Source organism: Pseudoalteromonas sp. CO342X (assembly GCF_004208915.1).
Classification (GTDB): Bacteria; Pseudomonadota; Gammaproteobacteria; order Enterobacterales; family Alteromonadaceae; genus Pseudoalteromonas; species Pseudoalteromonas maricaloris.
Genome location: NZ_SGPH01000022.1, coordinates 105,857 through 126,996 on the forward strand (window position 1 = coordinate 105,857; position 21,140 = coordinate 126,996).

27 protein-coding genes are annotated in these 21,140 nt (G+C 45.2%); 5 read left to right on the plus strand and 22 right to left on the minus strand.

The annotated features are described in order from the left end of the window. Positions 1-2: 2 nt before the first annotated feature. From EXT47_RS11990 to EXT47_RS12095, 22 genes are all read right to left on the minus strand, one after another. Positions 3-1,199, minus strand: a complete 1,197-nt coding sequence (locus tag EXT47_RS11990) for a hypothetical protein (protein WP_039496140.1) — start codon at positions 1,197-1,199, stop codon at positions 3-5. Further along, positions 1,196-3,160, minus strand: coding sequence for a DUF4815 domain-containing protein (locus EXT47_RS11995; RefSeq protein ID WP_130126668.1), 1,965 nt, complete (start codon positions 3,158-3,160; stop codon positions 1,196-1,198). The genes EXT47_RS11990 and EXT47_RS11995 overlap by 4 nt, the downstream gene beginning before the upstream one ends. A 10-nt stretch (positions 3,161-3,170) precedes the next feature. Next, positions 3,171-3,653, minus strand: coding sequence for a hypothetical protein (locus EXT47_RS12000; protein WP_130126669.1), 483 nt, complete (start codon positions 3,651-3,653; stop codon positions 3,171-3,173). A 26-nt stretch (positions 3,654-3,679) separates the two neighbouring features. Beyond that, entirely contained in the window at positions 3,680-4,585 is a 906-nt protein-coding gene (locus tag EXT47_RS12005) for a phage tail protein (protein WP_130126670.1), read from the minus strand. A 1-nt stretch (position 4,586) separates the two neighbouring features. After that, positions 4,587-5,429: a baseplate J/gp47 family protein gene (locus tag EXT47_RS12010; RefSeq protein ID WP_130126671.1), complete on the minus strand. Its 843-nt coding sequence runs from the start codon at positions 5,427-5,429 to the stop codon at positions 4,587-4,589. An 8-nt stretch (positions 5,430-5,437) separates the two neighbouring features. Beyond that, complete coding sequence (locus EXT47_RS12015) at positions 5,438-5,806, minus strand: hypothetical protein (protein ID WP_130126672.1); 369 nt, start codon at positions 5,804-5,806, stop codon at positions 5,438-5,440. 2 nt (positions 5,807-5,808) lie between these two features. Next, a complete protein-coding gene (locus tag EXT47_RS12020; protein WP_130126673.1) occupies positions 5,809-6,567 on the minus strand; it encodes a hypothetical protein in 759 nt (252 codons plus the stop codon). Between the two features lies 1 nt (position 6,568). Beyond that, positions 6,569-7,105 (minus strand): phage tail protein, encoded by a 537-nt coding sequence (locus EXT47_RS12025; protein WP_130126674.1) that lies wholly within the window; start codon positions 7,103-7,105, stop codon positions 6,569-6,571. Between the two features lie 62 nt (positions 7,106-7,167). After that, a complete protein-coding gene (locus EXT47_RS12030) occupies positions 7,168-7,914 on the minus strand; it encodes a phage tail protein I (RefSeq protein WP_130126675.1) in 747 nt (248 codons plus the stop codon). Beyond that, positions 7,895-8,851: a baseplate J/gp47 family protein gene (locus tag EXT47_RS12035; protein WP_130126676.1), complete on the minus strand. Its 957-nt coding sequence runs from the start codon at positions 8,849-8,851 to the stop codon at positions 7,895-7,897. Before EXT47_RS12035 ends, EXT47_RS12030 begins: the two co-directional genes overlap by 20 nt. A gap of 51 nt (positions 8,852-8,902) precedes the next feature. Then, positions 8,903-9,205, minus strand: coding sequence for a hypothetical protein (locus EXT47_RS12040; protein ID WP_130126677.1), 303 nt, complete (start codon positions 9,203-9,205; stop codon positions 8,903-8,905). 2 nt (positions 9,206-9,207) lie between these two features. After that, a complete protein-coding gene (locus EXT47_RS12045; RefSeq protein ID WP_130126678.1) occupies positions 9,208-10,089 on the minus strand; it encodes a hypothetical protein in 882 nt (293 codons plus the stop codon). A 127-nt stretch (positions 10,090-10,216) separates the two neighbouring features. After that, positions 10,217-10,531, minus strand: a complete 315-nt coding sequence (locus tag EXT47_RS12050; protein ID WP_130126679.1) for a hypothetical protein — start codon at positions 10,529-10,531, stop codon at positions 10,217-10,219. 10 nt (positions 10,532-10,541) lie between these two features. Then, positions 10,542-11,318, minus strand: coding sequence for a phage tail protein (locus tag EXT47_RS12055; protein WP_130126680.1), 777 nt, complete (start codon positions 11,316-11,318; stop codon positions 10,542-10,544). 9 nt (positions 11,319-11,327) lie between these two features. Then, positions 11,328-11,873, minus strand: a complete 546-nt coding sequence (locus EXT47_RS12060) for a phage tail protein (RefSeq protein ID WP_240701613.1) — start codon at positions 11,871-11,873, stop codon at positions 11,328-11,330. A gap of 401 nt (positions 11,874-12,274) precedes the next feature. Further along, positions 12,275-13,186: a phage tail protein I gene (locus EXT47_RS12065; protein ID WP_130126681.1), complete on the minus strand. Its 912-nt coding sequence runs from the start codon at positions 13,184-13,186 to the stop codon at positions 12,275-12,277. Positions 13,187-13,194: 8 nt separating this feature from the next. Beyond that, positions 13,195-14,037, minus strand: a complete 843-nt coding sequence (locus EXT47_RS12070; RefSeq protein ID WP_069020304.1) for a baseplate J/gp47 family protein — start codon at positions 14,035-14,037, stop codon at positions 13,195-13,197. A gap of 60 nt (positions 14,038-14,097) precedes the next feature. After that, complete coding sequence (locus tag EXT47_RS12075) at positions 14,098-14,346, minus strand: hypothetical protein (protein WP_010378331.1); 249 nt, start codon at positions 14,344-14,346, stop codon at positions 14,098-14,100. Then, complete coding sequence (locus EXT47_RS12080) at positions 14,343-14,741, minus strand: 3TM-type holin (protein ID WP_010378328.1); 399 nt, start codon at positions 14,739-14,741, stop codon at positions 14,343-14,345. Before EXT47_RS12080 ends, EXT47_RS12075 begins: the two co-directional genes overlap by 4 nt. Next, positions 14,738-15,157, minus strand: coding sequence for a glycoside hydrolase family protein (locus tag EXT47_RS12085; protein ID WP_017218911.1), 420 nt, complete (start codon positions 15,155-15,157; stop codon positions 14,738-14,740). Before EXT47_RS12085 ends, EXT47_RS12080 begins: the two co-directional genes overlap by 4 nt. A 20-nt stretch (positions 15,158-15,177) precedes the next feature. After that, positions 15,178-15,540, minus strand: a complete 363-nt coding sequence (locus tag EXT47_RS12090) for a hypothetical protein (RefSeq protein WP_039496108.1) — start codon at positions 15,538-15,540, stop codon at positions 15,178-15,180. Further along, the gene (locus EXT47_RS12095; RefSeq protein ID WP_010378322.1) at positions 15,515-15,793 is read right to left on the minus strand and encodes a DNA-binding transcriptional regulator; all 279 of its coding nucleotides are present in this window, start codon (positions 15,791-15,793) and stop codon (positions 15,515-15,517) included. Before EXT47_RS12095 ends, EXT47_RS12090 begins: the two co-directional genes overlap by 26 nt. Positions 15,794-16,217: 424 nt before the next feature. On the opposite strand from EXT47_RS12095, the gene ettA reads away from it, so the two are divergent. The 5 genes from ettA (at position 16,218) to EXT47_RS12120 (ending at position 20,805) form a co-directional block, all read left to right on the plus strand. Next, on the plus strand, positions 16,218-17,882 hold the full coding sequence (gene ettA / locus EXT47_RS12100; protein ID WP_010604458.1) for an energy-dependent translational throttle protein EttA: 1,665 nt from the start codon (positions 16,218-16,220) through the stop codon (positions 17,880-17,882). Between the two features lie 217 nt (positions 17,883-18,099). Beyond that, positions 18,100-18,465 (plus strand): PilZ domain-containing protein, encoded by a 366-nt coding sequence (locus EXT47_RS12105; protein ID WP_010378318.1) that lies wholly within the window; start codon positions 18,100-18,102, stop codon positions 18,463-18,465. A 44-nt stretch (positions 18,466-18,509) separates the two neighbouring features. After that, positions 18,510-18,914, plus strand: a complete 405-nt coding sequence (locus tag EXT47_RS12110; RefSeq protein ID WP_010378315.1) for a DUF350 domain-containing protein — start codon at positions 18,510-18,512, stop codon at positions 18,912-18,914. 9 nt (positions 18,915-18,923) lie between these two features. Continuing rightward, entirely contained in the window at positions 18,924-19,523 is a 600-nt protein-coding gene (locus EXT47_RS12115; protein ID WP_130126682.1) for a DUF1190 domain-containing protein, read from the plus strand. 112 nt (positions 19,524-19,635) lie between these two features. Further along, the gene (locus tag EXT47_RS12120; RefSeq protein ID WP_130126683.1) at positions 19,636-20,805 is read left to right on the plus strand and encodes a glutathionylspermidine synthase family protein; all 1,170 of its coding nucleotides are present in this window, start codon (positions 19,636-19,638) and stop codon (positions 20,803-20,805) included. Positions 20,806-21,140: the final 335 nt, after the last annotated feature.

Below are 21,140 nucleotides of genomic sequence, written 5' to 3' on the forward strand. Positions count from 1 at the left end.
TCCTACAAAGTAAATGTGCGTAGATTTCGTACTCTAGGGCGCTGTGCCGGAGTCCCCTTCAGTACCAGTTTCACCCGTGTTGTGGCGGTATCAACACCGTTAAAGGTGTAGTTGAACTGCTGCCAACCATCGTTCAGTACTGCACTGCTATCTAGTGCAAGCGGTAGCCAAACATCCCCTTTTTGCATCAAAGCTTGTACTTCTGAGTGGCTTTGAATATTCGCTTCAAAGCTTACCGTTAAATCACCGCCTAAACGGCAGCGCAGCTCACGAGAAATATAGTCTCCAGTTTGCGCGACTTGCCCATGAACACACTGGCTGCCCGCAAAAAGTACAGGCGTTAAGCTTTGTGTTCCCGTCATTAAAGCAGCGACCTTAACCTTGCCAGTTATGGTTTCTCCAAGCGTACTTGGTTGCCACTCTTGAACGCTTAGCACTTTTTCTTTATTGCCAGTAGGGTACGTGAGTTCAAAGGTAACTTGAGTATCTGCACTTGGGCGCTGGACAACAGCTAAGAGCATTAAATCCGTTACTTGTTCAACTTCTACCTTGCCGAGTTCAATCCGTCTACTTTGCTCTGCGAATTTCGCGGCCTTTAACCTAAATGTCAGATCTTTATCCTGATGTGGCGTCCAGGTGCTAGCGTTGCTTGATGATAACAACACTCCTACTTGATACGGCTGAGAGGTAACCCAGTTGTGCGCCTGATCAAGCTTACCGAGCTCTGCAATAGCAACACTGTGCTCGGCCCCATCGGTTAACACAACCAACGCATACTCTTGATCGGCATTTAAAAAGGTTGGAGTAAAGGTAAACAGTGTCGGTTGGTCATTTAGCTTTATCTCATCGCAGCTTATTTTGCTACTTGCCAGCACAGTTTGCGTAGGAATACCTTGTACTACTTCACGAATTTGTACTTCAACCGTTTCCTGTCCTTTGGCGGTAAACCATAATTCAACACCGGCAATAAATCGCGATTGCTCCAAAATAAAGGTTTGTGCGAGTGGGTCAAAACGCTGAGTAATAATGCTATTGACGCGCCGCAATGTTTCCACTTCAATCACGCCACTACCTGTATAACTAGCGCTTCCTGCCGAACCTTGCTTACCAATAAATCGCACCAATTTAGTTCCGGCGGGAACATTATTTGGCACTTTAAATCGACCGGCTAATTCACCGCGTGTATTTGCTTGGATCATGCTTGCACCTCTGAAATAATTTCAATGCCGTCGAATAACAGTGAGTCCAGTTGCTCACCTGAATCAAACCCAGAAATAGCAAAGTTGACCCAACGAGTGCGCAAGAACTCGGCTTGCTGACGGCGCACACCAACTCGCTCAGTACTCGTTTGAGTAATGACGCGACGAACACGACCTCCACCGCTAGTTAACCTGCGAGTAATAGGGCTTGTCCACTGAGTCTGGGTTTGTGTCCAATGATCAACACTTGGGGTTAACGTGACATCCGCAGGCAGTGGTTCAAATGCCATATAAGGATTAATTTTCATCTCACCGGTACGGCTCTCTTGTACTAAGACGTCCTCGAGTTCGTACGGTAATGTTTGGACTTGTGGTTGTGACAACTGAGTTATTTCTGCGGCCATTGGCAGCATGAGTTCGCCATCCACAATAGCAGCGCTTTGTTCAAGTCCAATATCGCGCATATCGTCATCTAAAAACGGGTCAACAAACACGCCGTATTTGCTAGCAGGTGACTGAGCATTGGTATCGTTACGTAGGCGTTCAATAGCCAACAATTGGTATAAATCTGAGATCTGCTGTTGCATCAACGCAAGATCTGTCATTTGTACCGCTTCAATCGCAATATTTTGGATATGCGGCGGCGCGCTCCCCCAGTGTTGCTGCACTTGGGCAAGCCCCAGGTGTTGATGAGGCACTAAAGGTGCTTGCGGGTTGATTCTGTCGGGTGCACCTTTGATCCGCTCAACATGACCATTGGGGGTAAGCACGAGCAGGTCAATACGTGGCATAAACCAGTGATAATCGACGACCACAAGGCCATTTTCGAGCATTTCTTCAGCTTCGTTTAACTGTTGCTCGAGCCAAAAACCGGTTTCGTCGGCATCAACTTCAATAGGTCGGCGATAGGTATACACCACGTCATACGACGTACCTGAAGCTGGCTTATTGCCACCATCACGCCAACTTATATGATTGCGGGTAAAAATAAAGTCGATACCTTGCTGATATTCAATGCCACCTTGCGAGATCTGCAAAATTTCAATCACAGAGTCATCATCAAAGGGATCGGTGTTTTGGCCGGTTTGCGCGTGGCCTCGAGTCAGAGAGGTACGCTTTTTCACCTCAGCAGTCACCTGATCAATGCGCTGCACCGGTGCAAAGTCTAAATCAATTCGCATAGCGCCTTGGGTATTGGCGCTAAATCGGCTCGGCTCATTGATCACCTCACGCACATCGGGGTCGTTTGGCAGCGTAACAGGTAGTGCGGTGTTAAACGCTATTTCATAGCCATTGATATGCGCTTTTCCCTCTTGCACATTAAAGTGCTGGCGGCTTGCCGTACTCTCTCGATAGCTGACATTGAGTCCGCTCACCACATAACTCCCGCCGTTTGACTCTCGGTCATAACGCGCAAGTGCGCTGGTAATTGAGTCTAGTTGTGGCGGCGGCTGTTTAACGATAAGCGTGCCATGATCGATTTGGTAAACGGGAAAAAAGTCACTATTGGGATAGTCAAGGCTGTCGCTCAGTCCCCAACGGCCCGAGATTTTCAGTCGCGCGGCACCCGCTTCGTCAAAATTGTGTGCGCCAATAGCTGGATCTCTGAGTGTTGAGTCTTCAAGCTCTGTCACCACTTCCTTTGCTAACCACACTCCGACAATTTCGAGTTTATTTAGCGCAATGGCTAACTGTTTAGTGTCGACATCATGTACCGCACCTTGCAGATATACTGAGGATGCGCCAATGGTTGCAACGGCATGAGCTTGGTCAATAACCACCTCGCCCCCCTTAACCACATCCCCATCTTTCATCAATACATCAGCGATGCCTTTTACATGGTGCTGAGACTGCAGTTGCAGGTCGTTAAGTTCACGACTTTGCAACCCTTTACTCGCTCGAAACAATAGCTGACTGTATTGCTTTGCAGGATCAAACTGCTGGTAATAATCTTTTATCATTGCTTTCTTCTTAAAAACTGATCACAAACTCAAACGTTTCGCGTACCCCTTGATCACGAAATAGTGCCGTGCGATGCTCAAGCAAAATAAGCTCACCAGCCTCTACAACCTCGTCTGGTAAGAGGTAATATTTTCCAGCTGGAATGCCCGTTTTTGGTGTCGTACCAAGCATTAAGCCAAGCTCGCGAATATGCTCACCTAAGCCATCTTCGAAGTCGTAGGTGAATTGGCAATATAGATGTTGGCTGGCCGTATTGCTTAAGCGGAACCTTCCGGTTGGTACCTGAATTTCGCCTTGTTCATCCGGCTCACAAAAGCGAATTTGCTTTGCCTTGCGATAACCAATGAGATTGGTGAGTTGTGTAGTATTGGTAGGGGTTGGCGGCAAAGTATTATCCCAACTTGATGCGCCGTTTCCCCATGCCAAATAAATAGCCTGCTGCTGCATTAGCCGTGCAAGCGCCTTTCGGCCTTGAAGTGTTAAAGTGGCCAAGGACTGCTCCTTTTAATTTGATTGTTTTATCTTCGGTAAATAATAGAAACTTTAAAGCTTCCAGCCGCTTGAAGGATCGCATTTGCCGGGGAAGTTACTTGGCTATGTTTCAAGCTGAACTTACACGGCATTCCTCCAGCTGTATCAAGTATCCCCCAGCGCTGTTGCCACTCACCCTGCCATGTTCTTGTCGACCACACGCGATGCTGCGAAAGCAGCCTAATTCGGGCTGAGCTTACAGGCAGTTGTGAAGGCTCTTTGTCGCTGAGCCTGTATTCACTTAAGCGTTTTGTGGTGAGGTAATGACTGCGCTGACTATGTGTTCTACTGAGGTGTACAGAGGCATTCGTCACGTTATGACTCACACCTTGCTGGTGGCTGCGACCAAAGCTGACTTTGCATAGCGTGTTATCGCCATCATGAAATGGTACGCCAGAAACATCAGATAGAAGCGCTCCAAAACCACTTTGAGACAACTTCAGTTCACGCACATCATAACCATGATAAATACGTGAAAGTTTGGCTCTTACTGGGGCAGATAGTCCAAGCAGCTGATGGATATCTTTAAGCGCCTTGTTCCCTGGAATTTTGCCAGATGCCAATTGATAGCGATAAAAGTGGCGTCCGGGTTTATCAACCTCAAGCTCAGCCTCGTCAAAGTTGAGCCAATTGAGCGCGATGTCTACACTTTTTGGTGTACCGCGAAGTCGCTGCCAAACCAGACCTTCCCTGATGGTTTCGCGAAGGTCTTGGCTGTAGGGCAAAATAGCCTCTAAGCCATACTCCCAAACGAGCCACATCAGCAAGTTGTCATGCGGATCGGCCTTAAACCCAGATAACCTTGAAATACCCGAATGAATATCGTCACTCACGGCAACACTTTGCTGCAATCGCCGTTGCAGCAAAGTGTGATTAGGAGGTAATAACGTCATCTTAGCCTCGCTTTAATGTCAGCGAGATTGACTTGGGCATAACGTACTGATGGGCCGCCACATCAATTAGCTGTGTTGGAGCAAGCAGTTCGATATGCCTAATTCCCGTACTGTGTAATTGCGCATGTAGCCAGCTTGGCGTTAAATCCCAGCCAAGTGTCGTGATGTTGAGCCAGTTGTCTTGCAACGTTTGCTTCAGCTTATTGATAATAAGTTCAGAAGCATGAGTATTGAGATAAAGCTCAGCTTCAACATCTACCCAAACGGGCTGTGCAAGTTTGACCTCTAACGTGTCCGTTAGCATTTTCACTGAGTCGTCAAATAGCCTCTCTTTAACTTGTGCTAAAACCTGCTCAGCATCAGTGTCAAACTTTGCGAGTACCGTTACCACTACCAGCCCATCCCCTGGGCTTTGCACCGACACATCCTTGATTAATCCCGGCGCAGCTTCAATAGCTTGATGACGATAATGCGCCGCACTACCTGCCGTACTGGACGCTATGGTGCTGTTGCGAATACGCATTCGTAAGGTTTCGTCATGTTCATCGGGCAACCGAGCCACCCCATAAAACGCGCCAAGATGCTCTAAATCAGCGCCTTGGCTGGTGGCTAACAAATTAGCCGCCGCGGCTTCATTGACGCGCTGTCGTAATAACAGCTCGCGATAGCTTTCAACTTGCAAACAAATCGCAAGAGGCGAGCTTTCAAGCGCTAACGCTTCGGCATATTCAGGTGCAAGTTCAATAAAACGTTGTTTACGTGCTTGGAACAGGCTTTCGAAATCAAGTGGTTCAAGGATGTTTGGCGCAGGCAAAGTGGAAAGATCGATTGATTGATTTGCCATAGAGCGCCTTATTCTGAGGACGTTAAAATGCTTGCAACACCAGTAGCGCGAGATTCAATCTCTTGGTAAACATTTTCAGCGCCTTTACCTTGATAGGGAAACTGAATCTCATTATTCAGCACTTTTGAGGTTAATGTACCTAGGCTGTCACGCCCCTGTGATGCCGCTGCACGCATCTCGGCAAGTGTTGTTGCTTTGCTGAGGCCATCAAGCAGCTTAATAAACTCAACTAATACTAGGTGGCCTGTATCTGCAGTAGTCCCAATAATAGATTCTACATCCGCCACAGCTCGGTTTATTTGCCCGCGCTTTACTTGCTTGTCTAAGTACGCGAGTGTCGCTAAATGGTCTTGTTGTGAAGGAATTTGTTCTTGCATAATTACACCTCGATTCTTGGATAGTTAATAACACGGTCAACTGCAAAAGTGGCGTTACCACCAAATTCAACGATGTTTTGTGGTGGCTCTGAAGTTGCAGCAGGGACAAAAGTACGGTTAATAAATCGCGCAAATAACCTCGAGTATGGATGATGTTGAGAAAACTTTAATACAGGAATTGAGCCTGTCGATGCACCATTCCACCAGCCTCCAAAATTTCTAACGCTCACGCTATTTGCATTCAGTTGCTCATTGATCTCTGCACTCGTCGCCGCATAGTTCGCAAAAACAAATTGCATATAGGTTACACTCCAGTCTCGCTCATATTGTGGCGCTTCACTGTATCCGGGCGAATATGAGTACCCATGAACTAAATGAATTTTAGTAAGTGCACCAACAGTTGGATAAATATGGTAACCAATGCTCGTCGTTGGCACTAATACCCACTCAGAGCGAGATTCATCTTCTGGATCAGCAACTACCCCAAGTGAAGCCTTTGAATGCGCAACTTGATCATAGTAACTCACTTTGAGATCAGAGTGGCTATCTGCAAAATTAAGGATCGCTTGATCTGTTTTTGACCCCGCCAAAGTAATCGCTTCGCTAATATCTTGCTGCGCATCACTCAGCGCATGATTAATCTCCCCCATTTTGCCGATCACGGTTTGTGTGAGGGTATTATTTGAATCGATTAATTTGCCGTTCTCGGCTTGCAGTGCGGCGATGCGCTGCTCTAATGTCATTGGCTGATAATCCGCCATATTACACTCCTAGCTGTAGTAGTCTGTTGTTGAATTGAATTTGTCGGTGATTCGCTTGAATTTGCGCACTCAGTTGTTGGGTTTGTGCCACCAGCATGTCGAGAAATTCACCGGCATAGAAAAGCGTTAAATCGCCTGTAGTATTAATCGTGATAGCATCTACGGGTGCAGCACTTAACAGCAGATCAAACCCTTGTACAATTTGTGCAATTGGAGTTTGATAAAAAAGTACATTTTGCGGGTGCGACCAAACGGCAAACAAAGTGCCATCTGCAAGATAAAAACCCACTTCGCGCACCGCGTACTCAGCATCGTCAATAAAATGTCCGGTAATATGAAATTGCCCGTCACCAACAACTTGCCCGCCGGCAATCGCCACGCGATTTTTTTCACCTTGCAGCCTAGTCTGGCTACGAGACGGCGTATAGCCAGAAGTGCCTACCGCAATCGCGCTAATATCAATAGTAAAACCATTAGCTTTGGCATTAACGGCCGCGTTTAATCCCGCCTGCGTAATAAGCGGCGTAAATTGTTCCATGAGTCATTCCTTTAGAGTCTGTTAATCTTCAAGTTTGTTTTTGCAGCAGCTTTGTTTAGGTATTAATAGCAATAAAACGACTGTCGCTGGATTTGGATAGCAAAAGGCGCTGCGTGAACATAAAGGCTGGAAGCACTTTTGAGATCAGAGCGCACTTCACCGGATATTTTGCCCACTCCTTGCAAGACAGAAGTACCAGCAAGATACAACTGGCTTAAATTTGCAACATTATCTGCTTGTTGAGGCATCCATGTTCGCTGGAGGCTCGCAGACTGACTGACGGTATTGAGCGATAAGCTTGCACTTTGCTGTACTCCTACACGCAAACTAATTTGGCTGCGGCATGGTTTTGTCATTACCACAGCTTGCCAAAGTTGTGCTTGCAGCTTAGGAGTCAGTAGCGTGCTGCCTGCTGGATCTAGGTTCTGAGCGGCCAAAGCAATGATCTGTGCAGAATGCGGCGTAAACGCGTGAGGATTTTCTTGTTGCCACCACTCTTTAAGCTCAACTTTTGCGGCTAGAGTGGAGAGTGCGCTTTTTATTGCACTAACCGTCCCTTTTATTCGATGATCGGGCACGCTATTCGCTATAATCTTGCGCTTCACTTCAATTGGCCAAGCGCTATCCCAAAAGTCCACACTGAGTGCATCCGCAAGCCAAGGTAAAAAATGCTCGGGACATCGCCAGGGATCCCAAAGACTACCAAGTGGAACAGGAGTCGCGGAAACTTTGCTTAGCGCCTTTGCCAGCGCATGCTCAAGCTTAGTGCTTGCGTGCGGTAATAGTGTATTAAATATCTCTTCCTGCAATGTTTATCTCCACTTGTGTACAAAACGCAGCCTGCCAAGGGGTATTGATAATGTCGGCGGTGGGTGACAGCAGCTCAACGCGTTGCACACCTGCTTGGTGTAGCGCACTGTAAAGCCCAGACAAACGAATATCATGATTAAGTTTATGATGTGTTTTTAACCATTGCTGCACGCTTTGCTCTACCGTAGATCTCACATTTTCTTCATCAGGGCCTGGATATAAATAAAGCGTGGCGCGGAGGGTAAATTCTATTACCTCAGCTGAGAGTACTCGTGGTCTATCCGTCAAAGGCCTAATGTCTTCTTGAAACAAATGCTCTGTAATTGCTGTGATTTCGTCTTGATTTGGTATGCCATTGCCTCTATCTGTCAGCACCGTTATCGCAACATCCCCCGGTGCGGCATCTTGAAGCCTAGCGGCATGGGTACAATTCAGCAATTTCGTATGCTCTGGTACTAAGTCTGATAATGGCGGCTCGACCTGAAGCAGCTCAAATTCGGGAGACTCAACAAAAACATCCTTAACTTGAGGTAAGGCTTTAAGCGTGTGAAAACAATAAGCACCAATTGGCCCTGCTGTACTAAACCCTTCTAGTGCCAATTGAATACGCGCTCGAAAGCGTTCGTCACTCTCCCCAGCTTCTCGTATCACCGCAAAACGATTCCCCAAATAATCGAGTTCACTGCTCGTGGCTTTTGCCAGCAACACCTGCTGCGCGCCTTCATTAATCCGTTGACGTAATAGCAGCTCTCGATAAGCAAAGACTTCCATCAGCTTGACGATGGGGTCGCTAGGTAGTAGCTCAGAAAGTTCTGGGCAGGCGTGCTCTACGGCTTGCTTTAGCTCGTTATAAAGCGATTTAAATTCAACGGGTTCAAGTAAATCGGATGCGGGTAATTGACTAAGACTGACCGCACTGAAGTTAGTTAAAGACATAATGGGGCCTGTTGTAACACGACTCCCTTCAGGAGCCGTGTAATTTGATGTTTAAAGGTTTGGCAGTGTTGACTTAATTTCGGCGCGCTTATTCATCCAAGTCTGCTTTGCTGCCACAGCTTTTTCTGACGTTTCACCATATTCAGTAACCGCAGCCATATAGTCAAAGAATAAGAAATCGGTATTGGCGCTGTATTGTTTGCGTCTTAACTCACTGATTTCTTTAGGGCTATATTCGATTTCACATAAAGCGAAATCAACTTCAGCTTCTTTTGCAAGATGTGCCGCGTGTGCATCATCAACAATACCACCAGCAATCGCTTTACCTGTTGTTTTTAATTTTAAAATCGCCATGTTTATGCTCCTTCGCTTAAAGTTGGACCTACGTGAGTGTATGGGTGGCCGACACTATCAGCCCAGATCATATTGTCACCATGATCGCCCGTACCAACATAAGGCAACGCAATGGCCACCTTCATACTGCCAAGCCCTTTAAAATACGGCTGATGACAGCCACCCCAGCCAGTTCTTCTATTCGACTTATATTGCCACCCTTTACCTGCATCTGAGCCAGAGACGAGAATATCTGCGGAGCGGTTTCTCGATGGATAAAATCGCAAATCACCAGTTTGTTCCAACACATTAATCCAGCAACTTGCTTGTGTTAAAAACTCCCCCTTACTCCAACCAATATATCTTTCACATCCCTGATTTAGTACAAATAGATTACCTTCAGAGGGGTTATCATCTCGTCCTTTATTCACTACAACGTCCAGCAGAAGGACTCTATATTCGCTTCCATAATAGCTGTCACCATGGGAATCTTTCGCTCCCAAACCTCGCCTCAGAAACTCTTCATTTGGAGTGAGACCGAATTCAGTCAACTGAGCTAGTGTTAGCTTAGTGATTGTTCCTGTTCCCTCGGTACCACGATAAAAAAAACTGCTCCACGGTGCGGCATGCGCCGCAATCACGTCAACAGCCGTGCCGTTAGGTACATCGGCACAAATATTATTGAAATGCTTAGTATCAGAAAGTGCATTAGGTGCTAAAGGCAAAGCTCGTTGAAAACTCGTGATTTTTGCGTCTACAGCCTGCTCCTTAGCTTGCAAGCGGGCATCCACCTCTGCTCTTTTCGCATCTAATTTCGCCGTAATATCTTGAATTTTATTATCGACGGTTGCGGTGAGGTCGTTTGACGCCTCAATCAATTTGGCAATATCTTGTTCTAATGCCATATTTTTTCTCCATATGGTTAATACAATTTGTAAAAAGGAATGCCGAGTGTTATCTCAGCGGTAAATCAGGCACAAAAAAGCCCACCGAATGGTGGGCTTAATAGCCTAAAGTCGTTGTAGATTGGTGTTATTGCGGTTTTGGATAACGGTTTTTAATGGTGCTTCGCGCTTGTAGCCAGGCGGTTTTTGCCGCTTGTGCGGCTTCACTCGTTTCACCAAACTCGGCCATTGCCGCTAAGTAATCGAAGGCAAGACCATCTGACTCGCTCTGGTAAGCAAAACTTCTAGCGTGCATACATTGCGCTGCAAGCTGAGCCTGCTTAGCCTCAGCTAAAATGCCCGGAATATCAGCACTGGCTACTCCTAAGTCTGCCAGTGTTTTTTCATCTGCTGGTACATTTATCAGTTCATCATCACCGATTTTTAAGGTTTTAATTTCCATTGTAACTCCTTTAAGCTGTTGGTGGTGTATATGGATGGTTTGCGTATGGAATAGAGCTTAGTGTTGGGGCTAAGCGCTCGGCAAATGGAATTGGCTCTGCGTACCAGCGAACAGACCATGTGTCACTGGTTGTTTCGTAGATGTTTCTTCTATTCATATCAGCACCATCATGGTATTTGACATCACCGTTCCAGTTTTTAATTATACGATAATTTAAGCCTCCGCCCCTTAGATACAGACCACTAAATGCTCTGCACCACGGCCCCACACTTCCATCGGCGCCTCCACCATAACTATCTAATGTTGCGTCTACTTTTTCAGATTTACAATGTGCAGCAAAACTAAGGTGACTAACCGTTGGGTGGTAACGCTCATGAAAACGCTTAATATGCATAAAATTAGCATCACCGCTCCAAGGATATGTATTTCCCTCTAATTCTAGCAATAAAGCTGCTTGGTGAGGTCGATTCGGATCTAGAGGTCGAGTGTCACTATTTCGAGAATAGTGCCGTGCGATTGTTAACTTACTCGTGCCTGCAGAGTTGCTGGGAAAACGCCACCACACTGGATAAAAATAATCCTTTGAACCACCGATAAAAATATCCTGAACATAGCGTGTTTCTGGCATCGCCTCTTGAATAAATTTGTCGACATCTTGCTCTTTTTTCGCAATACGCGTGTCAAAGGCAGCCATTTGGTTGTCGAGCTGCTGCGCCTTGTTATCCACCACCGCCGTTAAAGCATCGGTAGACTGAATGAGATTAGCAATATCTTGTTCTAATGCCATGAGTTGCTCCTATAAAATTCCCTTGTCCATCAACTCAAACTTCTGTTTAAGATGACGAGTCATATTGTTAATTTGCGCAGCGCCTAGCTTGGCAATTTCAGGGGCGATAAGAATATTTAGATTAACGCCATTATCGACGATGGTAACGGCGTCGGCAGGCACGCCCGTTAACACCAAATCAAAAGCAAGAAGTAAATCGACTTCAGCCGACTTATAAGCAATGGGTCTATCTGGTGAAGAATACACCGCAAATAGTACCTCTTGTGTTTGGCCATTTGCTTCGCTTTCGATATAAAAGCCCACTTCATTGACCCAAAAGTTGTGATCGGTATCATCAATCACACTCATATGGATTTGGGCATTCCCCTTATCTTCGCCACTTGCCACCATAATGCGGTGGACTTCTTGTTGTAGCTGGCGGCGGCCTTGATCTGGCATATAATTGCCAGTGCCAAGTCCTACCTTGCTGATCTTCGCTTGAAAGCCATTTTTTTGGGCGTTAAATACTGCTTCCAAACCCGCGGTGGTGATGGTCGGCCGTAAAATCGTGCTCACAGCACCTGTCTCCTTTTGTTGAGTGATATCAACCCGCATCAATACACAACTCATTTAATAAGCTGATTTATTAAGCACATTGATATGAAATGACAGCAATGGGTTTTATACCAATAGGTACTACCGCTGGGTAAACGCTGATGACATCATTTGAAGTGTTTATTCGCTATTCCAATAGCGGTTGTAGGCTAAATTGCTGCGATGATTAATACCCATTTGCTTAATTAAGTGATCTATTTTGAGGCGAGAAAACCTTGTCGATAACTCCGCTACCGCGTCCTGCTATCGCTAAGGTACCTACATCCATGTAGGCAAGGCGAAAATTTTGCTATTTAGTTGTTCTAAATAAGAAATTTTTAACGCCGTTAGCGTCAAATTTACTCCTTCAAATTGAGCACGTATTAAGACAAATTGGTATAAGTGTGGCAGTAGAATCTAGCCACTTGAAAACGACGATTAGTAAAGTGCAAAGTGCTCGCAAGTTCCGTCGTAAAGTCAAACTTGGCGGCAGGCAATCTTTGCTCATTGGTTAAATAAATTCGGCTAACCACATGACGACGGTTATTTAAGTGAAGCCCTACTCGCGCAGAGCTTTGTAAATACGCATTCACATGCTGGCTTTTCATATACCGGCCAGTTGCTGCGATTTGTTTATTGCTTGCCAATGCAAATGCCGCTGCTACGGTGGCTCCGGGTGCTTTTACGGCCTCAGTTTGCGCTGACTTTCTCGCAACCTGCAAACCACTGGCAATAGAGGCAGTTTGCAATTTTAGGCTCATTTTGGCACCAACTAGAAAATCGAAGTGGGCACGTTTTGGTTTAGTGCTATCAGTAACATCTTTAACGGCTTGGTAAAGCTCTGGACTTAAGATCACAGCATCACTGGTATACGGGATTTCATTCGCCCACGCGATAAACATAAAGGTATGCGGCTGCTTTGATTGATAAGGCGCCAGTGCTATATCATCAATTTCTTGAAACCATTCAAAAAACTCAACACTTACCCCTAGCGCTGCCAATGCTCGCTTTACTGAGCCAACGGTACCTTTGTGCTTATGCACTTTGACCGAATTGGCGATAAATGCCCGTTTAGTATCTACCGGCCAGCTTTCATCCCACTCATCTACTGATAAAGACCATGCAAGCCAAGGTAATAAAGCCTCAGGGCAGGTCTCTGGGTGCCATTGCTTGCCCACATATTCTGGGATAGTTGGTGTTACCTCAAGCTTACTCGGTAAGTCTTCAACTTGCTCAGCAATGGTGCGAACCAGCGGTGATGTGCCAGGTGGCAGTAATTTATGATAACTTGTCATAGCTCACCTTACTCCGTTGGAAAATGTAATTGCACATCGCGACAGTAAGCTGCATTTTTAGCACTTGGTGAGAGGTCGTCATGCATCGAGCGAAGCTTCACTTTTCTTACTCCTCCTTGATGCAAGGCATCAATAAGTCCCGAACTGGGTACTTCTTTCCCGAGCAAGTAATGCGATTGAATAAAGTTTTCAATTGCACGATGGATGGACACTTTAACCTGCTCCGTATTAATACCTGCATTAAAGTAAATATCGGCTTCAATCGTGTAGGCCGTTGGCTCTACCAAATGCACGCGTACAAGGTCCGTAAGCGGTCTAACATCTTCGTCGTTGAGATAACGTAACACCTCAGTTCTCAGTGCTTCTTTATCTTCCAAAGTCACCACATCAGCAACTGGTAACACATGGACTTCAACAATACCCGGTAATGTTGATTCAACAAATACGTCTTTCACTTTTGCAGAAGCAGTAAACGCGTGGTACTGATAAGCACCTGATGTGCCTCCCATTGAATGACTTTCAAGAGAAAGTGGGATCCGCAAACGATAGCGTTCATCCGATTCCGCTTCTTCTCGCGCTACACCGAACAAAACACCCAAATGATCCAAGTCACTGCCCGTAGCATATGCCACCATCACAGATTGTGCGGCGTCATTTACACGCTGTCTCAGTAATACCTCGCGATAGGCAAAAAGCTCCATCAGCTTTATTGCTGGATCTGAGGGAAGAAATGGATAATCTGGAAACTGCTGTTGCAATTGCGCTTCTAATTCCTGATAAATAGCTTCATAGCTGACTGTCTCCAACACATCAGGTGCAGATAGGCGCGTCAAATCGATAGCATTATTCATGCTACTCTCCTTTTAAATGGGGTTGGATAAAGAAAGCCAATACGGCCGATAATAGCGGCGCTACGGACCCACTCTGCGGGCACCGAGCAACGTATCTAATTTTTTATCTATAGAATCTAAGCGCTTTTCGATGCGTTTTTGGTCTTCTTGGCGAATTTGCTTGAGGTGGTCAAGCTCTTGGGAGTTTGTGGTGATCCTTTTATCTAAGTCGCCAAGGTAAATAACACCAGACACCAACAGCGCAATGGTGGTGAGAATGTGGGCCAAATTAAACTCCTTTTTCATTTGCCATTGTTCAGGATGATTCACTTGCTGACCCCTTTTACTTTCTCAACGGTTCTAAGCCCTGCAAGCCCTAACATGGCAAGCGTAAGCTCTAACATCACATCCAGCGGCAACTCAGGCGTACCATGTTCAGGCATTAACCACTGTAGAATTGGATTAATCACGAACGAAAACAAAAAGCCTAGACCACACACCCACATCAAAAAAGGCCTCGCCCCCGCAACAAACACACTGCGATGCGCTGCTTGAACTTGATTGATCTGCGCTTGTACTAATGCATGCTTTGCTATTAGTCTCGCCTTTAAATGCTCTTGCTTGAGTACTTCTTCTTCACTGGTAAACAATTCATCAAGAATATTGCCAATTGCTTCTATCGGAGCCACTGTTTTTGCAGAAAATAGGCTACCTAATAGACTCATGATTGCCATTCCCCAGAGATCATCTGTTGAGCAAGTTCTTGCGCGCGATTAGGCACTTGTCTTGCCCATCGGCTATCTAACATTTCAAGCGCAGCGGTATCAAAATCACCTTTTTCGACCGCTTGTAACATTCGACTAAAGTTAAGTAACCCAGTGATCCCTAAGTTAAATGCCATATTTACCAGCACCGCCATCCGTGCATCATTGCAGTGTTGGGTTGCAATCCTGCGCGCCACCGCCGCTTTGGCATTTTCTACATCGCTCGCAAGTAGTGATTCTGCTTCTTCTTCATCAATCCCCTTATCATCGAGATTTCGACCATAGCCAATAGTCAGCTTTCCCGCGGTACAAAGGTAAGGAAATTGGCGAAACCCCTCATGTTTTTTGAGTTGCTCTACTGTATTCATTACGGACATACAATTCCCCTTTATTGTTGCTAATGTGTCGACATATTAACCATCAAGCTTTGCTCAGCTTTCAATAACCAAAACTCCATTGAACGCTTGCTGTCAAAACCCAATGTTTTTGCTGCATCGACCACCTTGTTATGCATCATGTATTTAGCTCGGATTGCACGCTTACACTCTGGTCTAAGTAACTCAATTGATGCGGTAAGTTGAGCAATTTCATCTGGCACATGCATCTGCTCTGCACTCACGTATTTGCTTGATGAACTGCCAATAGCTTCAGTTGCAGCTTGACGGCTAAAGCCCTTACCTAGCTCTTTACTACACCAAAACTTACCCCAGCGCTTAAGGGCAGTACGTACCTGTTTAATTGTCACTTGCTTGTTGGTCATGGATTTTTCCTATCACTTCTAAAATATCGAGTAAGTACACATCTTCAACTAGGCCAATAACATCATTCCAGCGTGGGCTATATTCCCTATTTTCCCATCGTCTTAACGTACGCTCCTCAATACCATAATGAGCGGCTGATTCAGCTTGCGTGTAACCTCTGAGCTTTCGCGCAACGCGAAGAATTTCGGCTCCTGTTGGAGCTGGTTTGCTTTGACCCACCAGTCTGGATGTGGTTGTGTTTATAAGTGTCATTGTTCTCCTTACCTCAAAAAATAAACACGACTAGTGAAAATTTGTTCTGCTTAGCTGAATGGGGATCGCTGAAAAGCGAAAATAACGTAGCCGTTCATCCTTGCCATCGAGTTTTTAGTTCAGGTAAAAACCCACCACACTCGTTAACATTTTCATATAACAACTTTCTTCAGCGTAGTGATATAATAGCGATTTCTCGGATTGGAAACAGGTCAAAAATGACCTATTAATGATATGCTTACAATTAACAACTGGATAAATGAACAGGCTAATTATTTAACTTATTAAAAGGTAAATAAAAAATTACAATAGTTAACTATCACTAACCTAAATATTGTTTTTTCCTCGTTCTGAACTATCAACATTGCAGCACTGGAAGGCTTTCTCTAAAATACATCTAAATTAAAAAAGAGATTGGAAACTCATGGCTCAATATATTTATACCATGTCGCGGGTGAGCAAAGTTGTGCCACCTAAGCGCACTATTCTGAAAGACATTTCTTTATGCTTTTTCCCGGGCGCTAAAATTGGTGTTTTAGGTCTTAATGGTGCAGGTAAATCGACCTTACTTCGCATTATGGCGGGTGTGGATAATGAATTCGAGGGCGAGGCACGTCCGCAACCTGGTACTAAGATTGGTTACCTACCGCAGGAACCTGTACTAGATGAAAGCAAAACCGTTCGTGAAACGATTGAAGAAGCAGTTGGCGAAGTTAAGCGCGCCCTGAATCGATTAGACGAAGTGTACGCAGAGTACGCAATGGAAGACGCTGACTTTGATGCGCTAGCTAAAGAGCAAGGCGAATTAGAAGCTATCATCCAAGCACATGACGGTCACAACCTAGATAATGCGCTTGAGCGCGCTGCCGATGCGCTTCGTTTACCAGAATGGGATGCGAAAATTGAGCACCTATCAGGTGGCGAAAGACGCCGTGTTGCTATCTGCCGCCTGTTACTTGAAAAGCCAGATATGCTGCTTCTTGACGAACCGACTAACCACTTAGATGCAGAGTCAGTTGCGTGGTTGGAGCGCTTCCTCCATGACTACGAGGGCACAGTGGTGGCGATCACCCACGACCGCTACTTCCTAGATAATGTAGCTGGCTGGATTTTAGAGCTTGACCGTGGCCATGGTATTCCGTGGGAAGGTAACTATTCTTCATGGCTTGAGCAAAAAGATGCACGTTTGAAGCAAGAAGAAAAATCAGAGAAAGCACGTCAGAAGTCGATTGAAAAAGAACTTGAATGGGTACGCTCAAATCCGAAAGGTCGCCAAGCTAAGTCTAAAGCACGTATGGCGCAGTTTACCGAGCTTCAGCAAAACGACTATCAAAAGCGTAACGAAACCAACGAGCTATTCATTCCACCTGGTCCTCGCTTAGGCGACCAAGTGATTGAAGTGAGCAACTTACGTAAGAGCTTCGGTGACAGATTGTTGATTGACGATTTGAACTTCAACGTACCTAAAGGTGCAATTGTTGGGATCATCGGTGCAAACGGCGCGGGTAAGTCAACGCTGTTTAGAATGCTAAGCGGTCAAGAGCAGCCAGATAGTGGTAACATCACTATAGGTGAAACGGTTGAAATCGCCACTGTTGAACAGTTCCGTGATGACATGGACGGTAATAACACCGTATTCCAAGAGATCTCTAACGGCCAAGACATTCTTAAAATTGGTAACTTTGAAGTACCAAGCCGCGCATATGTTGGCCGCTTTAACTTTAAGGGCAATGACCAACAAAAGTTTGTAAAAGAGCTTTCTGGTGGTGAGCGCAATCGTCTGCACTTAGCTAAACTGCTAAAAGCAGGCGGTAACGTACTGTTGCTGGATGAACCAACCAACGATCTCGACGTTGAAACGTTACGAGCGCTAGAAAATGCGATTTTGGAATTCCCGGGCTGCGTTATGTGTATCTCGCACGACCGTTGGTTCCTAGACCGTATCGCGACCCACATCCTAGATTACCGTGATGAAGGCCAAATCAATTTCTTTGACGGCAACTACACTGAATACGAAGAATGGCTGAAGAAGACCTTTGGTGCTGAGGCCGCAGAGCCTAAACGTATCAAATACAAGAAGATTGGCTAATAAGCCTATCGACAATGATAATCTGAGGCTCCTTGTTAGGAGCCTTTTTTTATTTTTTAGTACCCGCTTAGCTTTATTCATGCCGCACTGTTGAGGCAAGTCGCAAATAAAATTACCGTGGCAATTCCATCCAAGCGGCGTAATTTATTGTCATTTTTTAGTAGCGAGCACAATGATATAAGCTATTCTTTACCTATACGGACTATTAGGATCAGTAATGAAAGAACGTCGACGTTTTTCCAGAGTTATTTTTTCAAACGAGGCACAGTTTATGGCCTCAAGCGGTGATTTTAGCTGCGAAATCTTGGATTTATCGCTCAATGGCGCGTTACTCACCCTGCCCGATGGTTATGTGCCACTCAAAAATGACCCAGCAAGTTTAAACTTTTATTTACCTGGCAGTGATATCCAAATTACGATGGAGGTAGAAGTTCGTCATGTTGAAGAGGGTCATTTAGGCGTACATTGCCGCCAAATCGATCTTGATAGTGTGACGCATTTAAAGCGCCTTATTGAACTTAACCTTGGAGATGATGATATACTGCATCGCGAGCTAGAGCAGCTCACCTACGATGATGATTAATATCTATCGGATTTCAAATTCGATGCTATAACAAAGAGAAAATTATGATTTTGGATTCTTTACAAGGATTTGTCCCTTTTATTTCCTACTTCGGCCTTGCCTACTTACTTACCCTAGTCTTTTTATTTATTTACTCCAAAGTTACCCCTTATTGTGAGTGGAAACTAGTTAAAGAAAACAACCCTGCTGCTGCAACTGCGTTTTGCGGTACCTTAATTGGTTTTGTCTTACCTATCGCCAGTGCCGCTGTCAATGCAGTCTCTCTTATTGATTTTGCCGTTTGGGGTGTTATTGCGGGAGTCATGCAGTTAATTACCTTCTTCATGGTAAGGCTTTATATGCCAAAGCTATCTGAGAAAATCGAAAACAATCACATCAGTGCTGGGTTGTTCTTAGGTGGTGCCTCGCTTGCGACCGGAATTTTGAATGCCGCTTGCATGACCTATTAAGGAGTCAAGATGAAAAGGAGTAGAACAATCAAATTGACTTTATTAATGGGTGCCACAGGAGGGTTGACCGCGTGTGGTGATAGCGACGAATCAGCGTTACTTTTTAAAGACGTTGATGAATGCACATCATTCGGTATTGAAGAAGAAGCATGCCAGTTTCAATACCAACAAGCACTCGATAGCCATCGCCAAGAAGCGCCCAAATATGCCTCTGAACAGCTATGCGAAAGCGACTTTGGCTTTGATCGCTGTGAGCATTCGAGTGGTGGGATCTGGCGTCCAATTATGGCGGGCTTTATGGTTGCTGCGCTTGCAGAGGCCGTAGACGAAGGCCTAGATATGATGAAAAAGCGCAAGAAGAAAAAAGCAGCTTATTTAGGCGGCACTTACTATTCTGGCGCAAAGCCACTGTATCGCTCTCGTGATGACTATTTTAGCTACCGAAATGCGCAAAACGGGTTTGTTGCATCTGCAAAATCATCGGGTACAACATCGGTTAAAAGCTCAACTATAAATTACAAGCCGCGTGCCAGCTCAGTATCACGTAGTCGCGGTGGATTTGGCCGTGCAGCCTCTCGTAGTAGCAGTGGTGGCAGTTGGGGCAGCTAAGCCAACCTTCGCTTGATAAAAGATAAGCCGAGGTCCACTCGGCTTTTTATTGAGTGCTCTGTAGTTTACCAAGTATCTACGCATTGATATTAGACGGTTCGATTTTACACTTATGTTAAGAATTTCTATTGATGAACGCCCACACTGGCGCGAACAAGCAAAAGCCCACGGCTTTGAATTTCATACTATGTATGGTGAAAAGTATTGGGACGAAAGTGCATATTATCAATTTACGTTAAAACAAATTGAGCAAGACTTGGAAGACCCAAGTGATGAACTCCACCAAATGCTCTTACACCTTGTCGATTTAGTGTGTAATGATGAGTCACTTCTGCAACAGTTTGCTATTCCTGAGTCTCAATGGGAATTAGTGACTCGCTCATGGCGTCGTCGAGACCAAGCGCTCTATGGCCGCTTTGATTTTAGTTACGACGGTAAGTCACCAGCCAAGCTGCTGGAGGCCAATTACGACACGCCCACCAGCTTATTCGAAACAGGTTACTGGCAGTGGCTATGGCTTGAAGAACAGGTAAAAGCCGGTAAGTTACCGCGTAATGCGGATCAATTTAATGGCCTTCAAGAAGCGCTAATAGAGCGCTTTTATCAACTGCATAAATTCCACCGTGGTGCTCCCCTACACTTTTCTTGCTGCAAAGAAAGCATTGAGGACTTGGGCACCATTCAATATATGCGCAGCTGCGCGATGGAAGCTGGACTCAAAACGAAACAAGTTTTTATCGAAGATATCGGATTTGATAACCAACACTTTGTCGACCTTGATGATCGAAAAATCCAATGGATGTTTAAGCTATACCCGTGGGAATTTATGTTTCAAGATGAATATAGCGAACAATTATCGGAAGCAAAAGTGCAATGGCTAGAACCCGCTTGGAAAGCGATTTTATCTAACAAAGCAATCTTACCTTTGCTATGGCAAACCTTTCCCAATCACCCAAATCTGTTACCGGCATACTTTGAACAGGACAAGCATAAAATTGCAAGCAGCGAGTCCGGCTATGTGAAGAAGCCGTTATTTTCTCGCGAAGGCGCGAATATTGAGATCCGAAAAGATCAACAACTACTTGCACAGTCTGCTGGTGGATATGGCGAAGAAGGTTATATTTATCAAGCTTACTCACCTTTACCCAAATTTGCGGGCTTCAATACGCTCATCGGCTCATGGATTGTCGGTGATAAGGCAGTTGGAATTGGTGTCCGTGAAGATAAAAGTCTGATCACCCAAGATCTTAGCCGCTTTTTACCCCATATCATTGTTGGCTAAATTCATCTGGTCCCCTAAACAAGTTAGTCGGTATGGAACAAATATGTTCCATCCCTCAAATTAGTGTTCAGCCAAGAATAAAAGCATATTAAATTCATGCCATTCGTACTTTTTAGACAAACACTTGGCAAAACCCGCCGCAAAAATTAACACAAACTTAACCCGTGTACTAAAGTAGTATCTGGGTTTTGCATCAGGTTGAGAAAGCAATACTTGGCTTGTTGCAACAAATTTTTGGAAAGTGCACTCAACAGGTTGGAGTGCATAGATATATTAAAGATCACTTAGCGAGCTAGGAAGTAATACCAACTGGTATAAAAGCAGTCAGCCTCAAA